Source organism: Pseudarthrobacter sp. NPDC058362, from assembly GCF_042723515.1.
Classification (GTDB): Bacteria; Actinomycetota; Actinomycetes; order Actinomycetales; family Micrococcaceae; genus Arthrobacter.
The window spans coordinates 622,862-639,113 of the sequence record NZ_JBHXIW010000001.1; the positions used below are offsets into that span (position 1 = coordinate 622,862).

Sequence of the window (16,252 nt, forward strand, 5' to 3'; positions counted from 1 at the left end):
CCCGGTCAGCGGTTGCGGGTGTCCCGGTCCGGCGTGCCGACGGGCTGCCAGCCCCGGCCACGGCGGTCCTTGTCACGGGAGCGGTAGACGATGTACGGGCGGAAGAGGTAATGCAGAGGGGCAGTGAACGCATGGACCAGCCGGGTGAATGGCCACAGGAAGAACAACACCATGCCCACCAGCGTGTGCAGGTGGAAAGAGAACGGAGCGGCGGCCATGGCGGCCACGTCCGGCTGGAAGATGAACAGCGAGCGGAACCAGGGGGCCACGGTCTCGCGGTAGTTGTGCCCGTGCTCGCCTTCGAAGACGCTCGCCAGCGTGGTCCACAGCCCGAACAGGATGGCAGCGGTGAGCACCACGTACATGGCTTTGTCGTTCCTGGTAGTGGCCATGAACACCGGGCCACTGGTCCGCCGCCGGTAGATCAGCAACGCGATCCCGCCCAGCGTGCCCACCCCCGCGATCCCGCCGACGAACAACGCGTTGAAGTGGTAGAAGTCCTGGCTGATCCCCACCGCCTCGGTCCAGGACTTGGGAATTACCAGGCCGAAGAAATGCCCGGCCACTACGGCCAGCAGCCCGAAGTGGAACAGCGGCGAAGCGATCCGCAGCAGTTTGGACTCGTACAGCTGCGAGGAACGGGTCGTCCAGCCGAACTGGTCGTAGCGGTAGCGCCACACCAGCCCGCCCACCAGCACCACCACCATCAGGTACGGCAGGACGCCCCACAGCAGGGTATCCAAGGGAGTCACTACGACGGCGGATCCGGGCGCGGTCTCAAAAGCCGGCATGGTCAGGCCCTCCTTACGGGCAATAGCCGGGGATCGTACGGGTCAGGGCCTACCGCTTCGGTGGGAGGTCCCAGGCCAGCCATGCGCATGACGTCCTGCTCGTCGCGGGGCGATTTGCCCGGCAGCGTGGCGCAGAGGGCCTCCAGGATCTTCGTGTGTGGCAGGCCGTCCCGCGCCAGGCCCAGACGGAGCATCTCCAGGCTGGGACGGTAGCGGACCAACAGGGCATGGCCCGCCCCGAAGTCCACCCGGGCCGCGTACTCCAGCACCATGGGCAGGTAATCCGGCAGTTCACCCTGGGTGTCCACCAGGATGTCGCTTTGCCGGTAGGCCTCCTTGAACGTGCCCAGGACCTCGCCGCGGCGCCGTGTGTCCCCATCCGTCCAGTAGCTCAGGTGCAGGGCGTGCCGTTTGCCCAGGTCGAACTCCCGGACATAGAAGGCCTGGAGCTCCATCGCAGGCGTGCCTTCGAGCTGGTCGAGCACGGCCTCGAAGCCGGCTGTGACACCAGGGAACTCTGCCAGCGCGGCGCGGATCAGCGGCACCCTGGCCACCAGGTCCTCGTCGGGATAGGACAGGCACCACGCGGCCGCAAGGTACAGTACCTGGCTGCGGCGGCTCATGGGCGGTCCTCCGCTGTGGACACGGGAGAGCCGGAGGGGCCGGAACGCTCCGGGAACAGCCCCGGCGGTGCTCCGTTGCCGTCCCAGTTGAGCAGGTTCACCCGGCCCCGCAGCGCCGAGTTGTCGGCAGCCGCGCCGGAGGTCTGCCGGTCGCGGAGGGCGTTGAACGTTTCCACGGCCACCGGGACGGGCCGGCCGCTGGCCTCCCCAAAGGGGGCTGAATCCTGCATGCCCGGGCCGCCGTCGAAATCCAGCGAGCAGCCCATCTCCTCGAGGTCGTGCGCCTGCTCCACGTGGGCCTTGGGAATGACGTAGCGTTCGTCGTATTTGGCGATGGCCATGAGCCGGTACATCTCGTACATGGTCTGCCCGTCCATGCCCACGGACTCCGGAATGGATTCGTCCGGGTCCTCGCCCATGCTGATGCCGCGCATGAACGAGCGCATGGCCGCGAGTTTCCGCAGCACCGCCGTCACCCGTTCGGTGTCCCCGGCCGTGAAGAGCTCGGCAAGGTATTCCACGGGGATCCGCAGCGCGTCGATGGCGCCGAACAGATTTCCCTGGTCCTCGCCGTCGTGCCCCTGCTCGCGCAGGAGGTCCACTACGGGGGAGAGGGGCGGCACGTACCAGACCATCGGCATGGTGCGGTACTCCGGGTGCAGCGGCAGGGCCACCTTATACACCTTGGCCAGCGCATACACGGGCGAGCGACGGGCGGCATCCAGCCAGTCCTCCGGGATGCCCTGCGCCCGGGCCTCGGCCTGGACGGCGGGATCGTTGGGGTCCAGCAGGACGTCCATCTGGGCGTCGTAGAGTTCCTTCGGGTCGGTGACCGAGGCCGCAGCGGTGACCGCATCGGCGTCGTACAAAAACAGCCCCAGGTACCGCAGCCGGCCCACGCAGGTCTCGGAGCAGACGGTGGGCAGCCCCACCTCCACGCGCGGATAGCAGAACGTGCACTTCTCGGCCTTGCCGGTCTTGTGGTTGAAGTAGATCTTCTTGTACGGGCAGCCGGTGATGCACTGGCGCCAGCCGCGGCAGCGGTCCTGGTCCACCAGCACGATCCCGTCCTCCACCCGCTTGTAGATGGCGCCGGAAGGGCAGGACGCCATGCAGGACGGGTTGAGGCAGTGCTCGCAGATCCGCGGAAGATAGAACATGAACGTCTGCTCGTAGGCGAACTTGATCTTGTCCTCAGACTCGCGCCGGACCTTCTCCACCAGCGGGTCCAGGTGGCCGTTTTCCGCGGAGCCGCCCAGGTTGTCGTCCCAGTTGGCGGACCAGGTGATCTTGGTGTCCTCGCCGGTGATCAGGGATTTGGGCCTGGCCACGGGGAAGTCATCGCCCAGCGGTGCATCCACCAGGGTTTTGTAGTCGTAGGTCCACGGCTCGTAGTAGTCCTTGAGCTCAGGCTGTACCGGGCTGGCGAAGATGCCCAGCAGTTTCTTCACCCGGCCGCCGGCCTTGAGGACCAGCTTGCCGCGCTTGTTCAGGGTCCAGCCGCCGTACCAGCGGTCCTGGTCTTCGTACCGGCGCGGGTACCCCTGCCCGGGTCGGGTTTCAACGTTGTTGAACCAGACGTACTCGGTGCCGGCACGGTTGGTCCAGGCCTGCTTGCAGGTCACGGAGCACGTATGGCAGCCGATGCACTTGTCCAGGTTCATCACCATGCCCATCTGGGCCATGACACGCATCAGTACTGCACCTCCTGTGAGCGGCGGCGGACGGTGGCCACCATGTCCCGCTGGTTTCCGGTGGGGCCGAGGTAGTTGAACGCGTACGCCAGCTGCGCGTACCCGCCGATCAGGTGGGACGGCTTCACGAGCAGCCGTGTCACGGAGTTGTGGATGCCGCCGCGCCGGCCCGTGGCCTCGGATTTGGGCACATCGATGGTGCGTTCCTGCGCGTGGTGGACGTACACAACCCCGGCGGGCATCCGGTGGCTGACCACGGCCCGTGCCACCAGCACGCCATTGATGTTCACGCATTCCACCCAGTCGTTGTCCTTGACCTCGATGGCGTCCGCGTCCGCCGGGCTCATCCAGACAGTGGGTCCGCCGCGGGAAAGCGAGAGCATCAGCAGGTTGTCCTGGTACTCGGAGTGGATGGACCACTTGGAATGCGGCGTCAGGTACCGGACCACCACTTCCATGGACCCGTCGCGGCCCAGCTTGGGTTCGCCGAACAGCCGGTGCATGTCCAGCGGCGGCCGGTAGATGGGCAGCGACTCGCCGATATCCGTGATCCAGTCGTGGTCCAGGAAGAAGTGCATTCGGCCGGTCAGCGTGTGGAAGGGCTTGAGCCGTTCAATGTTGATGGTGAACGGCGCGTAGCGGCGGCCGCCGGTTTCGGAACCGGACCATTCCGGTGAGGTGATCACCGGCACCGGACCGGCCTGCGTCTGGGCGAAGGTGATGAACTTTTCCTCGGATCCCTCGGCCAGGTCCGCCAGCTTCTGCCCGGTCCGCACCTCCAGGTCCTTGAACCCCTGTACCGAGAGCGCGCCGTTGGTGGTGCCGGAGAAGGCCAGGATGGCCTCCGCCATCTTCGCGTCTGTGTCCAGGGCGGGGAGTCCGTCCGCAGCGCCGCCGAGCATCACGCCGTTGGCGCGCCGCAGCCGCTCCAGAGGGCCGTCCAGTTTATAGGTGACGTTCTTGACGGTGAAGCCCAGCTTTCCGGCGAGGGGACCGACGGCGGCCAGCTTCTCCGCGATGGCCGTATAGTCACGCTCCACGACGGAAAAGACGGGCATGTTCTGGCCGGGTACCGCGGGAATGTCCGGGTTGCGCCAGTCGCGCACCACGCCGCCGGGCTGGGCCAGCTGGCCCGGGGTGTCGTGTTGCAGCGGCACGCTCACCAGGTCCCGGCGGACGCCCAGGTGGGTCTTGGCCAGCCGGGAAAACTCCTGCGCCAGCAGGTGGAAGGTATCAAAGTCGGTCTTGGTTTCCCACGGCGGGTCGATGGCCGGGGTGAAGGCGTGCACGAAGGGGTGCATGTCCGTGGAGGAGAGGTCGTGCTTTTCATACCAGGTTGCGGCGGGGAACACCACGTCGGAGAGGAGCGTGGTGGATGTCATCCGGAAGTCCGCGGAGACCAGCAGGTCCAGCTTCCCTTCGGGCGCCTGGTCGTGCCAGGCGACGTCCCGCGGCTTGAGCTCCGGCGGGTTGTCCTGGCCCATGACGTTGTTGTGCGTGCCCAGCAGATTCCGCAGGAAGTATTCGTTGCCCTTGGCGGAGGAGCCGAACAGGTTGGAGCGCCACAGCACCAGGGTGCGCGGCCAGTTGGCGGGGGCGTCCACGTCCTCTATGGCAGGGTTCAGGGTGCGGTCCTTCAGCGACTGGGCAATGTACGCGGGCGCGTCAGGCACCGCTCCGCTTGCGACGGCGGCCTCCGCCTCGTCCGCGACGTCCAGGGGGTTGCGGTCGAACTGGGGATAGAAGGGCATCCAGCCCAGCCGCGCCGACTGGGCCAGCGCATCCGCCGTGTGCAGCCCGTCCAGGCTGCCCGTGGACAGCGGGGACTTCAGCGCGTCCGCGGAGTAGCCGTCCTGCCGCCACTGGTCCGTATGCATGTACCAGTAGCCGGTGCCGATCATGGTCCGCGGCGGCCGGGACCAGTCCAGCGCGTTGGCCAGCGACACCCAGCCGGTCACGGGCCGGGTCTTTTCCTGGCCCACGTAGTGCGCCCAGCCGCCGCCGTTGCGTCCCATGCAGCCGGTGAGCATCACCAGGGCCAGGATGGCGCGGTAGGTGGTGTCGCCGTGGAACCACTGGCAGATGCCGGCGCCCATGATGATCATGGACCGGCCCTTGGACTGCTCGGCGTTCCGGGCGAACTCCCGGGCCACCCGCACGCAGGCCTGGGCGGGAACGCTGGTGATCTCCTCCTGCCAGGCGGGGGTGTAGGGCGTGGCCGCATCGTCGTACCCTGCGGCCCAGTCACCCGGCAGTCCCTCGCGGCCCACGCCGTACTGGGCCAGCATCAGGTCGAAGACCGTGGTCACCAGGTGCCCGCCCACTTCCATCACAGGCACCCCGCGGCGGAGCACGGAACCCGCCCCGCCGGCGTCCTCGAAGCAGGGGAGCAGGACCTCGGCGCTTTCGCCGGACACCTCGCGCAGGGACAGCGCCGGTTCCAGCCCCTCGAGGTCCAGGTTCCACTTGCCTTCACCGCTGCCGGAGTAGCGGAAGCCCAGGGACCCGTTGGGGACCGCTGCCCTGCCGGACTTCCGGTCGAACAGGACGGTGCGGAACGCCGCATCCTCGGCCCCGGCCTCGCCGGGGACGTCCAGGGCGGTGAGGAATTTCGACGGCGCCAGCCCGCCGCCGTCGTTCGCCTCCAGCCTGACCAGGAAGGGCAAGTCCGTGTACTGCTTGACGTAATCCGTGAAGAAGGGGACCTGCCGGTCCACGAAGAATTCCTTGAGCATCACGTGGCCCATGGCCATCGCCAGGGCTGCATCCGTGCCGGCCTGGGCGGGCAGCCACTCGTCCGCGAACTTGGTGTTGTCCGCGTAGTCAGGGCTTACGGTGACCACCTTGGTGCCCCGGTAGCGGACCTCCGCCATCCAGTGCGCGTCCGGGGTCCGGGTGACGGGGACGTTGGAGCCCCACATCATGAGGTAGCGGGCGTCCCACCAGTCGCCGGACTCGGGAACGTCCGTCTGGTCCCCGAATACCTGCGGGCTGGCCACGGGAAGGTCCGCATACCAGTCGTAGAAGGACGTCATTACCCCGCCGATCAGCTGGATGAAGCGCGTCCCCACCGCGTGCGACACCATGGACATCGCGGGGATTGGGGAGAACCCGGCGCAGCGGTCCGGGCCGTAGGTCTTGATGGTGTTCACGTGCGCGGCGGCGGCAATCTCGATGGCTTCCTGCCAGGACACCCGGACCAGCCCGCCCTTGCCGCGGGCCTGCTGGTACCGGCGCCGCTTCACAGGATCCGCCGCGATCTCCGCGAACGCCAGGACGGGGTCGCCCAGCCGGGCCTTCGCCTCGCGGTACATCTCCACCAGGACGCCGCGGGCATAGGGGAAGCGCACGCGCGTGGGGGAGTAGGTGTACCAGGAGAAAGCCGCACCGCGGGGGCAGCCGCGGGGCTCGTACTCCGGGCTGTTGGGGCCCACGGAGGGGTAGTCGGTCTGCTGGGATTCCCAGGTGATGATGCCGTCCTTGACGTACACCTTCCACGAACAGGAGCCGGTGCAGTTCACACCGTGCGTGGAACGGACCACCTTGTCGTGACTCCACCGGTCGCGGTAGAAGACGTCGCCGCGCCGCCCGCCCTCGCGGAACACCGCCCTGCCGTCATCGGTCTGGTCCCATTTCGTGAAGAAACGGCCCAGTTTGAGCAGTGCGTCTGAGGCGGGTCCATCCAACCCGGCGTGTGGTCCGGCAGCCATGCCTTCCAAGCTAGGCGGGGGCCGGAAACCCGGAACAGGGCACAAAGGCCCTGTTCAGGGCCTTTTCCACTTCTGATGGAGGCACCCGGCAGGCAGAATGGTGGAATGACACGCATCGGCATTATCGGCGGCCACGGGAAAGTGGCCCTCCTCCTGTCCGAACTCCTCACCGGCGAGGGTCATTCCGTCACCTCGTTCATCCGCAACCCCGGCCATGCCGGCGATGTCGCTTCGACCGGAGCATCGCCGTCGGTCCTGGATGTGGAACACGCGACGACGGCGGAAATCGCCGAAGCGCTTAAGGGGCACGACGCTGTGGTCTGGTCCGCCGGGGCCGGGGGCGGCAATCCCGCGCGCACCTACGCGGTGGACCGCGACGCGGCCATCCGGTCCATGGATGCCGCGGTCCAGGCAGGCGTGGACCGGTACGTCATGGTCTCCTACCTGGGCGCCGGCAAGGATCATGGAGTGCCGGAAGGCAGCAGCTTCTTTCCGTACGCAGAGGCCAAAGCGGCTGCGGATGAGTACTTGCGGGGCACCGGCCTGGCCTGGACCGTCCTGGGCCCGGGCGCGTTGACGGACAATCGCGGATCGGGATTGATCGACGTCGGCCCTTCACCCGACGGGGTCCGGGACACTTCCCGGGCCAACACGGCCATGGTGGCGGCCGCTGTGCTGGACCTGCCCCAAACCGCAGGCCGGACCATCGAATTCCGCGACGGGGACCTGCCGGTGGCTGCCGCCCTGGACAGCCAGGAATCGACCTAAGGGCGGGCGCGCGCGCCGATTTCCAGGTCCAGGGAGTTCTTCTCCACGTAGTCCAAGGCGCACCGCACCGCGCCCGCGGCCACGATGGCATCGCCCAGCGGTGATAACTCGACCCGTGGGGGTGTGGCGGTGAACTGCGCCAGGCGTTTGCGGATGTCCGGCAGCATGCGGCCGGCCGAGTTTGCCACGCCGCCGCCGATGACTACCAGTTCCGGGTTGAGCATTGTGGCCACGGTACCGATGACCCGGGCCATCCTGTCCGCCAGCCGGTCAAGGATCCTGCCGGCCACGGAGTCACCGCCGGCGGCAGCCGCGAAGACGTCCTCCGCTGCCAGGCCGCTGGCCGGGATGCTCCGGAGCGCCGTGGGTTCGCCTCCGGCGACCGCTTCCGCGGCCCAGGACCTGGCCAGGTGCGCGATGCCGAAGGTGTCACCCACGCCCTCGACCAGGTCCAGGTACGCCAGCTCGCCGGCGCTGCCGCGGCTGCCATGGACCAGCCGGCCGCCCTCCAGCACGCCCGAGCCCAGGCGTTCGCTGGCCAGGATCACCACAACGTCGTCCACGCCGGCCGCGGTGCCGCGCCAGCGCTCGCCGAGCGCCGCAAGGTTTGCGTCATTTTCCAGCAGCACCGTCCAGCCGCGCCGCTCCTGCATGGCCGTCTTCAATCCGATGTCGAACAGGCCCCAGAACTCCTGCGTGGCCAGCACGTTTCCATGCCGGTCCACGGGTGCGGCGACGCCGGCGCAGGCAGCCAGAACCTCGTTAGGGTCCGCCTCCGCCTCTGCGAGGGCGGCCAGCGCCACGTCCTCGATGACGGCCAGGCGCCCGGCGCCGCCGACGGAGGCAGCGAACGGACGGCCCGCCCGGCCGAGGGCCGTGCCTCTCAGGTCGGAGACCACCACGGACACCTTGGCGTAGCCGATGTCCAGGCCAAGGACGACGCCGGCGCGGTCGTTCAGTTCGAAACGCCGGGCAGGGCGGCCCTTCTGGGCAGTCCCTGCCGCCCTGTTGCTTTCCAGCTCCCGGATCCAGCCGCGCTCCATCAGGTCTTCGCAGACGGCGATGCCCGTGGCGCGCGTCAGTCCGGTGGCGGCCATGACTTCGGTGACGGTGACCGCCTGCGAAGCACGCATGAAGTCCAGCACCGCTCCTGCGCTGACCCGGCGAAGCAGGCCGGGGGTAGCCGGGATCCAGTCGGGCATGCTGTTGACCTTTCTGCGGGCAGGGCCAGATAATGTGGAGAGTAATAAATTTAGAATCAATATAAATATAACCACAGCCACGAAAAGGATCAGCCTTGTCCACCACTGCCACTCTGGCAACCCTGTCCGATTCCGACCGCCTGGCCGACCCCAACTGGTGGCGCCAGGCCTCCGTCTACCAGATCTACCCGCGGAGCTTCTCGGACTCCAACGGGGACGGCATCGGCGACCTCAAGGGCATCACCGCAAAGGTCCCCTACCTGAAGTCCCTGGGGATCGACGCCGTGTGGCTAAGCCCGTTCTACCCCTCAGCGCTCGCCGACGGCGGCTACGACGTGGATGACTACCGCGATGTCGACCCGAAGCTCGGCACCCTTGCCGACTTCGACGAAATGGCCAAGGCACTGCACGCCGCCGGCATCAAACTCATCGCGGACATCGTGCCCAACCACTCATCGGACCGCCACGAATGGTTCAAGGAGGCGCTGGCGTCCCCCAAGGGATCCCCGGCCCGCGACCGCTACATCTTCCGGGACGGCAAGGGCCCCAACGGTGAATTCCCGCCCTCGGACTGGGACTCAGTGTTCGGCGGCCCCGCTTGGGAGCGGATCACGGAACCGGACGGCACGCCGGGCCAGTGGTACATGCACATTTTCGCCAAGGAACAGCCGGACCTGAACTGGGCCAACCGCGAAATCCGCGAGGACTTCCTCAAGACCCTGCGCTTCTGGTCGGACCGCGGCGTGGACGGCTTCCGCGTTGACGTGGCGCATGCGCTGACCAAGGACCTCACAGAGCCCCTTCTGTCCAAGCTGGAACTGAGCGCCGCCAACACCGGCGTGGACGGATTCGACGACGGCTCGCACCCGTTCTGGGACCGCGACGAGGTCCACGAGATCTACACCGAGTGGCGCGAGGTCTTCAACGAGTACAACCCGCCGCGGACCGCCGTGGCCGAGGCCTGGGTGCACGCTTCCCGCCGCGCCCGGTACGCCAGCCCCGATGGCCTGGGCCAGGCCTTCAACTTCGACCTGCTGCAGGCCGACTTCAACGCCGCCGAGTACAAGGAGATCATCACCCGCAACCTTGCCGAGGCCGCCGCGACCGGCGCGTCCTCCACGTGGGTGTTCTCCAACCACGACGTGGTCCGCCACGCCACCCGCTACGGCCTGCCCCAGGTCTCCAAGGCCAAGGCCGGCGCCAAGGGCCAGGACGGCAAGGACTGGCTGCTCGCCGGCGGCCCGGCCGACCAGCTGGATACGGACCTGGGGGAACGCCGCGCCCGCGCCGCCACCCTGCTGATGCTGGCCGTCCCCGGATCGGCCTACCTGTACCAGGGTGAAGAGCTCGGGCTCCAGGAAGTCGCCGACATCCCCGAGTCCGAGCGCCAGGATCCCTCCTTCTTCCGCAACCGCGGCGTCGAAGTGGGCCGCGACGGCTGCCGCGTGCCGCTGCCCTGGAAGGTTGACGGGCCCTCCTTCGGGTTTGGCGACGGCGGCGCGCACCTGCCGCAGCCGGAGTGGTTCAGCAAGTACGCAGTAGAGGCACAGGACGGCGCAGAGGGTTCCACGCTGGAGCTCTACCGCGCCGCCCTGAAACTCCGACGCGAACTGCAGACCGGGGAAGAGCTCACCTGGCACGAGACCGGCAACCCGGAGGTCCTCCACTTCAGCCGCCCCAACGGCTGGCAGTCCGTGACCAACTTCGGGGACACCGCCGTCGAGCTTCCCGCCGGCACCGTCCTGGTCAGCAGCGCGCCGCTGGAAGGCAGCACCCTGCCCGCCAACACCACCGCCTGGCTGCGCGCCGGGGACCAGGCCTGATGCAGGAGCTCATTTACGGCTGCATGGGGCTGGGCGGCACCTGGTCCGACGAACCGCACGGCAGCGACCATGTGGAGGAGGCCGCGGCCGCCATCGACGCTGCACTGGATGCCGGAATCACCCTCTTCGACCATGCGGATATCTACCGCAACGGCAAGTCGGAGGCGGTGTTCGGTGAAGTCCTGGCGGCCCGGCCGGAGCTGCGGGGCCGGATCCGGCTGCAGACCAAATGCGGCATCCGGCTCAGCGAACCGGGGATGCCCGGGTACTACGACCTCAGCCGGGACGCCATCCTGGAGCGGGTCAACGCCAGCCTCAAGCGGCTCCGGACGGACTACGTGGATGTCCTCCTGCTGCACCGCCCCGATCCCCTGGCGGACCCCGCGGAGGTGGCCGGCGCCGTCGGACACCTCATGGCGGAAGGCAAGGTCCGGCAACTGGGTGTGTCCAACATGTCCGCGGCGCAAATCGAAGTGCTGCAGGACCAGCTGGAGACGCCCGTGGTGGCCAACCAGCTGGAAATGAGCCTGCTCAAGCGGGCCTGGCTGGAGAGCCACGTGCTGGTCAACCACGCCGAGCACCTGGACTACAGTTTCCCCCACGGCACCGTGGAGTACTGCATCCGCAACGGCATCACGCTGCAGGCCTACGGGTCGCTGGCCCGCGGACTGTACACAGGCGCCGAACCGGAGAGCCCGTCGTCGGCCGAAACCGCCACCGCTGAACTGGTGGCCAGGCTGGCTGCCGACTATGGCACCTCCGGCGAGGCCGTGCTGCTGGGCTGGCTCATGAAGCACCCGGCGGGCATCGCGCCCGTGATCGGGACGATCAACCCCGGCCGGATCCTGGCCTGCCGGGACGCCGGCCGGGTGGCGCAGGCCATGACCCGGACCGAGTGGTACCAGCTGTGGGTCGCGGCACGGGGAAGCAACATCCCCTAACCCCCAACCAGGTAGCAGTAAGTGCCGTTTTGGCATGCCATAACGGCACTTACTGCTACCCACATGCGGAATAAGTCCCTTTAGTTCTTATTGGTCCCCGCCCGGCGGCCGTTTTCTTGGCACTGCCGGTCCCCGGCCAGATACGGTAGGAACATGACGTCTACCATCGCCGCCGAGACCGTAAGGCCGGAACGCAATATCCCCGCAGAAATCGCCCGCTCCTGGCTCCTCGTGAACGCCATGAAGACGGAACTGTTCGACCAGTCGGCAGGTTCACGCGCGGACTCGATCATCCTGGATATTGAAGATGCCGTAGACCCCTCCCAGAAGGACCAGGCCCGTGGCCACGTGGTTGACTGGCTGACGGCAGGCGGCAAGGCCTGGGTGCGCATCAACGATGCCACCAGCCCGTTCTGGGCGGATGATCTGGCGGGCCTGCGCGGCACGCCGGGCCTGTTGGGCGTCATGCTCGCCAAGACTGAATCCGCGGACCAGGTCACCGAAAGCTTCCACCGTATGGACGGCAAGACTCCCGTGATCCCACTGGTCGAGTCCGCCCTCGGCATCGAGGAAGCCAACCACATCGCCAAAGCCCAGGGTGCGTTCCGCCTGGCCTTCGGCTCCGGCGACTTCCGCCGTGACACCGGCATGGCCGCCACGCCCGAGGCCATGGCCTACCCCCGGGCCAAGCTCGTGGTCGCCAGCCGCGTGGGGAACCTGCCGGGTCCCATCGACGGCCCCACCGTTGGCACCAACCACCCCATCCTGCGCGAGCAGACCGGTATCACCGTGATGATGGGCATGACCGGCAAGCTCTGCCTCGCCATCGACCAGACTCCGGTGATCAACGAAGTCATCAGCCCCACGCCGTCCGACGTCGCCTGGGCTACGGACTTCATGAACGACTTCGAAGCAAACGGCCGGGTTATCCGCGACGGGTCCGACCTGCCGCGCCTGGGCCGGGCCGAGAAGATCATGAAGCTCGCAGTGGCCTTCGGGGTGAAGCCGGCGCTGTAGTGCCGGCCGCTAGACTGGCACGGTGCTGAACGAATTCTGGGCCACTGCGCCTACCCGCTACAAAGTCCTGGTTTTCAGCGCAATGGGGCTCATCGCCGTCGGAATTATCCTCAACCTGGTGGGCAACACCAACGGAAACCAGGCGCTGGCCATGGCGTCGCTGCCGCTGATCGGGCTCGGCCTGGTGCTGCACATCGTGGGCCTCGTGGTACGCGGCCAGGCCATACGAAAGAACCTCCGACGCTAGCTGCCGCTGCCTTTCCTCCCTGCCAATGGCGGGCGATAGGCTTGAGGCCATGACTATCAATCCGGACCTGCAGGGGCGCAGCTACCCCGCCGCAGAGGTGTACGACGTCGGCCGCGAGAAGATCCGCGAGTTCGCCCGCGCCGTCAAAGCCACCCACCCTGCGCACTTCGATGTCGACGCAGCCAGGGCCCTGGGCCACAGCGACCTCGTAGCGCCGCCCACGTTCGCCATCATCATTGCCCAACGTGCCGACGCCCAGCTGATCGAGGACCCGGAAGCCGGCATCGACTTCTCCCGGGTGGTCCATGCGGACCAGCGCTTCACGCACCACCAGCCCATCCTGGCCGGCGACCGCCTGGTGGCCGAGCTGCACGTGGATGGGGTCCGGGCCATGGGCGGTGGAGCCATGCTCACCACCCGCTCGGAGATATACGCGCTGGGCGAGGGTGACTCCCGCCAGCACGTCACCACCACCACGTCATCCATCCTGGTCCGCGGAGAGGGACAGTAGCCATGAGCCCCACCTTTACTGAACTCAGCGCCGGCCAGGAGATCGGCAGCCGTACCGTCGAGGTCACCCGCACAGACCTGGTCAAGTACGCCGGCGCCTCCGGGGACTTCAACCCCATCCACTGGAACGAAGCCTTCGCCACCAGCGTGGAGCTGCCCGGGGTCATCGCGCATGGGATGTTCACCATGGGAGCGGCCGTCCAGCTGGTGACCGACTGGGCCGGCGACCCCGCCGCCGTCGTCGATTTCCAGACGCGCTTCACCAAACCGGTGCTGGTCACCGACACCACCGGAACGCCTGATCCCGGCGCCACCATCGAGGTCAGCGGCACCATTGGAAAGCTCGACGCCGATGCGGGCACCGCGCGCGTTGACCTCACCGTGGTTTCGGGCGGACAGAAAGTCCTGATGAAGGCCCAGGCCCTCGTCAGGGTCTCCTGAGCCTCGTCCCATGACCGCCCGGACCGGCGCCAGGCCTTCCGCCGTCGAGGTCACCCAGTGGCGCAACGCCGTGGTGGTGGCCTATGCGGCCAGCGGCATCGCGTTTGCCTCCTGGGTGGCGCGACTGCCTGCCATCCGGGACGGACTGGGGCTGACGCCGGGGAACGTGGGGCTGCTGCTCCTCTGCATGACCCTGGGCTCCTTCCTGTCCGTGTCCGCTTCCGGGCTGATCGTGCTGCGGCTCGGCTCGCGGCGGACCATCAGGACCGGAAGCATCATGGTGGGCGTCGGCCTCGCCGTCGCCGGTTTCGGCACATCGGTGCTGATCAGCCCGCTGGTCACGGGCGTGGGCCTCGCAATCATTGGCTTGGGCACGGCCAGCTGGAACACGGCCTCCAACGTGGAGGGCGCCGCCGTCGAACGCGCCGTGGGCCGCCACATCATGCCCCGGCTGCACGGTTCGTTCAGCATCGGAACCGTGGCGGGCGCCGGGCTGGGCGCCTGGGCCGCCGCAGTTTCCATCCCGGTGTTCTGGCATCTTGCCGCAGCCGGTGCGGTCGTTGCCATTTCAGTGACGACGGCGGCAGCCTGGTTCCGCGCGGACCTCACTCCGCACGGGGGCGAACGCAGCTATGCGCCGGACACGTTCGGCGATCCTTCCACCGGGCCCATCCCGGTGATTCCGCCCGGCGGGTCGGCGGCCGGCGAGGCGCCGCTGGACAACAAGCGCAAGATTGCCCAGGCCTGGCGTGACCGCCGCACGGTGCTGCTCGGGGTCCTGGTGCTGGGCCTGGCCCTTGCGGAGGGGGCCGCGGGGGACTGGGTGGCGCTGGCCCTGGCTGACGGGTACGGGCAGAGTGACGCCGCGGGCGCCGCGGGATATGGCCTGTTCGTGGCCTTCATGACCATCGGCCGCTTTGCCGGGACTGTGGTGCTGGACCGCTACGGCCGGGTTCCCGTCATGCGGGGGTGCGCGGCGATGGCGGTCCTGGGCCTGGCCCTGTTCGTGTTCGCCCCGGCACCATGGGTGGCGTACGCAGGTCTCGCTGTGTGGGGGCTCGGTGCGTCCCTCGGTTTCCCGGTGGGGATGTCCGCGGCCGCCGACGACCCCGCCAAGGCTGCCGCCCGGGTCTCCGTGGTGTCCACTATCGGCTACGGGGCGTTCCTGTGCGGGCCGCCGCTGCTCGGCCTGCTGGCAGAGCGCGTGGGCATCCTGCACTCGCTGCTGGCCGTCATGGTGATGCTGGTGGTCAGCTTCCTGCTCTCCCCGGTGGCCCGGAAGGTTACCTAGGATTCCCTAGTATTGTGGCAGGGTGACTCCCACGATGCTCTCCCAGCTGACCACGTCCGCCGTCGGAGGCCCCGCCGCCACCTACATTGAGGCCCGGACCGAGGCGGACATCATCGATGCTGTCCGTTCCGCGGACGCGGCAGGGGAGCAGGTCCTCATTATCAGCGGCGGCTCTAACCTCCTGATATCCGACGACGGGTTCCCGGGTACCGTTATCCGGATCGCCTCCGAGGGATTCACCGTCAACGCGGAGGATTCATGCGGTGGGGTGTCGGTGGTGGTCCAGGCCGGCCACAACTGGGACGCCCTCGTGGAGCACGCCGTCCGGCACGCCTGGTCCGGGATCGAGGCGCTCTCAGGAATCCCCGGCTCCACCGGTGCCACGCCCGTCCAGAACGTCGGTGCCTACGGGGCGGATGTCTCCCAGACCATCGCGTCCGTCCGCACCTGGGACCGGGAGCGCAACGCCGTGCAGACGTTCACCAGCTCCGAACTCAAGTTCGGCTACCGCGATTCCATCCTGAAGCAGACCACAGTCAACGGCTCGCCGCGCTACGTGGTGCTGACCGTGGAGTTCCAGCTGCCCCTGGGCCGGATGAGCGCGCCCATCCGCTACGCCGAGCTGGCCCGGTCCCTGGGGGTCGAAACAGGCAAGCGGGCCTACGCCAACGACGTCCGCCGAGAGGTGCTGCGGCTCCGTGCGTCCAAGGGCATGGTGCTGGATGCCGGGGACAGGGACACCTATTCGACGGGGTCGTTCTTCACCAACCCGGTGGTGTCCGGGGATCTGGCAGCGGGCCTTCCCGAGGGAGCGCCGCGATACCCTGCGGGGGAGGACGGACTCGTGAAGCTCTCGGCTGCGTGGCTCATCGACCAGGCCGGCTTCGGGAAGGGCTACGGGCTGGAACCGGACAGCGTTTCCAGGGGGCGCGCGTCCCTCTCCACCAAGCACACCCTCGCCATCACCAACCGCGGGGCAGCCAGCGCCGCGGACATGGTGGCCGTCGCGCGCGAGGTGCGTGCCGGCGTCGAACGCCGTTTTGGCATAGTGCTGCACCCCGAACCGCTGCTGATCGGCCTGGAACTCTAACCCCCGGCCCGCCCCCGGCCCCATAACCGGCCCGCCCCCGCATGACCGGTGCAGGCCAACCGCGTTCATGCTGCCCCGGGCCGTCCATGCCCGCATGTCGGTCG

Annotated in this window: 14 protein-coding genes; 9 read left to right on the top strand and 5 right to left on the bottom strand. The window is 68.0% G+C overall.

The genetic code is table 11. The annotated features are described in order from the left end of the window. Positions 1-5: 5 nt before the first annotated feature. From narI to ACFWIX_RS02975, 4 genes are read right to left on the bottom strand one after another with little or no spacing between them, the layout of a single operon-like run. Positions 6-791, bottom strand: coding sequence for a respiratory nitrate reductase subunit gamma (gene narI / locus ACFWIX_RS02960; protein WP_377214615.1), 786 nt, complete (start codon positions 789-791; stop codon positions 6-8). Between the two features lie 2 nt (positions 792-793). Next, positions 794-1,414, bottom strand: coding sequence for a nitrate reductase molybdenum cofactor assembly chaperone (narJ, locus tag ACFWIX_RS02965; RefSeq protein ID WP_377214616.1), 621 nt, complete (start codon positions 1,412-1,414; stop codon positions 794-796). Next, positions 1,411-3,108: a nitrate reductase subunit beta gene (gene narH, locus ACFWIX_RS02970; protein ID WP_377214617.1), complete on the bottom strand. Its 1,698-nt coding sequence runs from the start codon at positions 3,106-3,108 to the stop codon at positions 1,411-1,413. The genes narJ and narH overlap by 4 nt, the downstream gene beginning before the upstream one ends. After that, a complete protein-coding gene (locus tag ACFWIX_RS02975) occupies positions 3,108-6,818 on the bottom strand; it encodes a nitrate reductase subunit alpha (protein WP_377214618.1) in 3,711 nt (1,236 codons plus the stop codon). Before ACFWIX_RS02975 ends, narH begins: the two co-directional genes overlap by 1 nt. Positions 6,819-6,923: 105 nt before the next feature. Between ACFWIX_RS02975 and ACFWIX_RS02980 the strand changes: the two genes are divergently transcribed. Further along, positions 6,924-7,586, top strand: coding sequence for an SDR family oxidoreductase (locus ACFWIX_RS02980; protein ID WP_377214619.1), 663 nt, complete (start codon positions 6,924-6,926; stop codon positions 7,584-7,586). Here ACFWIX_RS02980 and ACFWIX_RS02985 read toward each other — a convergent pair. Then, a complete protein-coding gene (locus ACFWIX_RS02985) occupies positions 7,583-8,788 on the bottom strand; it encodes an ROK family protein (RefSeq protein ID WP_377214620.1) in 1,206 nt (401 codons plus the stop codon). The genes ACFWIX_RS02980 and ACFWIX_RS02985 overlap by 4 nt on opposite strands. Positions 8,789-8,883: 95 nt before the next feature. On the opposite strand from ACFWIX_RS02985, the gene ACFWIX_RS02990 reads away from it, so the two are divergent. The 8 genes from ACFWIX_RS02990 (at position 8,884) to ACFWIX_RS03025 (ending at position 16,148) form a co-directional block, all read left to right on the top strand. After that, positions 8,884-10,611: a glycoside hydrolase family 13 protein gene (locus tag ACFWIX_RS02990; RefSeq protein ID WP_377214621.1), complete on the top strand. Its 1,728-nt coding sequence runs from the start codon at positions 8,884-8,886 to the stop codon at positions 10,609-10,611. Beyond that, the gene (locus ACFWIX_RS02995) at positions 10,611-11,552 is read left to right on the top strand and encodes an aldo/keto reductase family oxidoreductase (protein WP_377214622.1); all 942 of its coding nucleotides are present in this window, start codon (positions 10,611-10,613) and stop codon (positions 11,550-11,552) included. The genes ACFWIX_RS02990 and ACFWIX_RS02995 overlap by 1 nt, the downstream gene beginning before the upstream one ends. 153 nt (positions 11,553-11,705) lie before the next feature. After that, the gene (locus tag ACFWIX_RS03000; RefSeq protein WP_377214623.1) at positions 11,706-12,569 is read left to right on the top strand and encodes an HpcH/HpaI aldolase/citrate lyase family protein; all 864 of its coding nucleotides are present in this window, start codon (positions 11,706-11,708) and stop codon (positions 12,567-12,569) included. Positions 12,570-12,591: 22 nt separating this feature from the next. Next, on the top strand, positions 12,592-12,816 hold the full coding sequence (locus tag ACFWIX_RS03005; protein ID WP_377214624.1) for a DUF3188 domain-containing protein: 225 nt from the start codon (positions 12,592-12,594) through the stop codon (positions 12,814-12,816). Between the two features lie 49 nt (positions 12,817-12,865). Next, a complete protein-coding gene (locus tag ACFWIX_RS03010) occupies positions 12,866-13,327 on the top strand; it encodes a MaoC family dehydratase N-terminal domain-containing protein (RefSeq protein WP_377214625.1) in 462 nt (153 codons plus the stop codon). A gap of 2 nt (positions 13,328-13,329) precedes the next feature. Then, positions 13,330-13,767 (top strand): MaoC family dehydratase, encoded by a 438-nt coding sequence (locus tag ACFWIX_RS03015; protein WP_377214626.1) that lies wholly within the window; start codon positions 13,330-13,332, stop codon positions 13,765-13,767. A 10-nt stretch (positions 13,768-13,777) separates the two neighbouring features. Next, positions 13,778-15,058: an MFS transporter gene (locus tag ACFWIX_RS03020; protein ID WP_377214627.1), complete on the top strand. Its 1,281-nt coding sequence runs from the start codon at positions 13,778-13,780 to the stop codon at positions 15,056-15,058. Between the two features lie 22 nt (positions 15,059-15,080). Then, positions 15,081-16,148: a UDP-N-acetylmuramate dehydrogenase gene (locus tag ACFWIX_RS03025; RefSeq protein ID WP_377214628.1), complete on the top strand. Its 1,068-nt coding sequence runs from the start codon at positions 15,081-15,083 to the stop codon at positions 16,146-16,148. Positions 16,149-16,252: the final 104 nt, after the last annotated feature.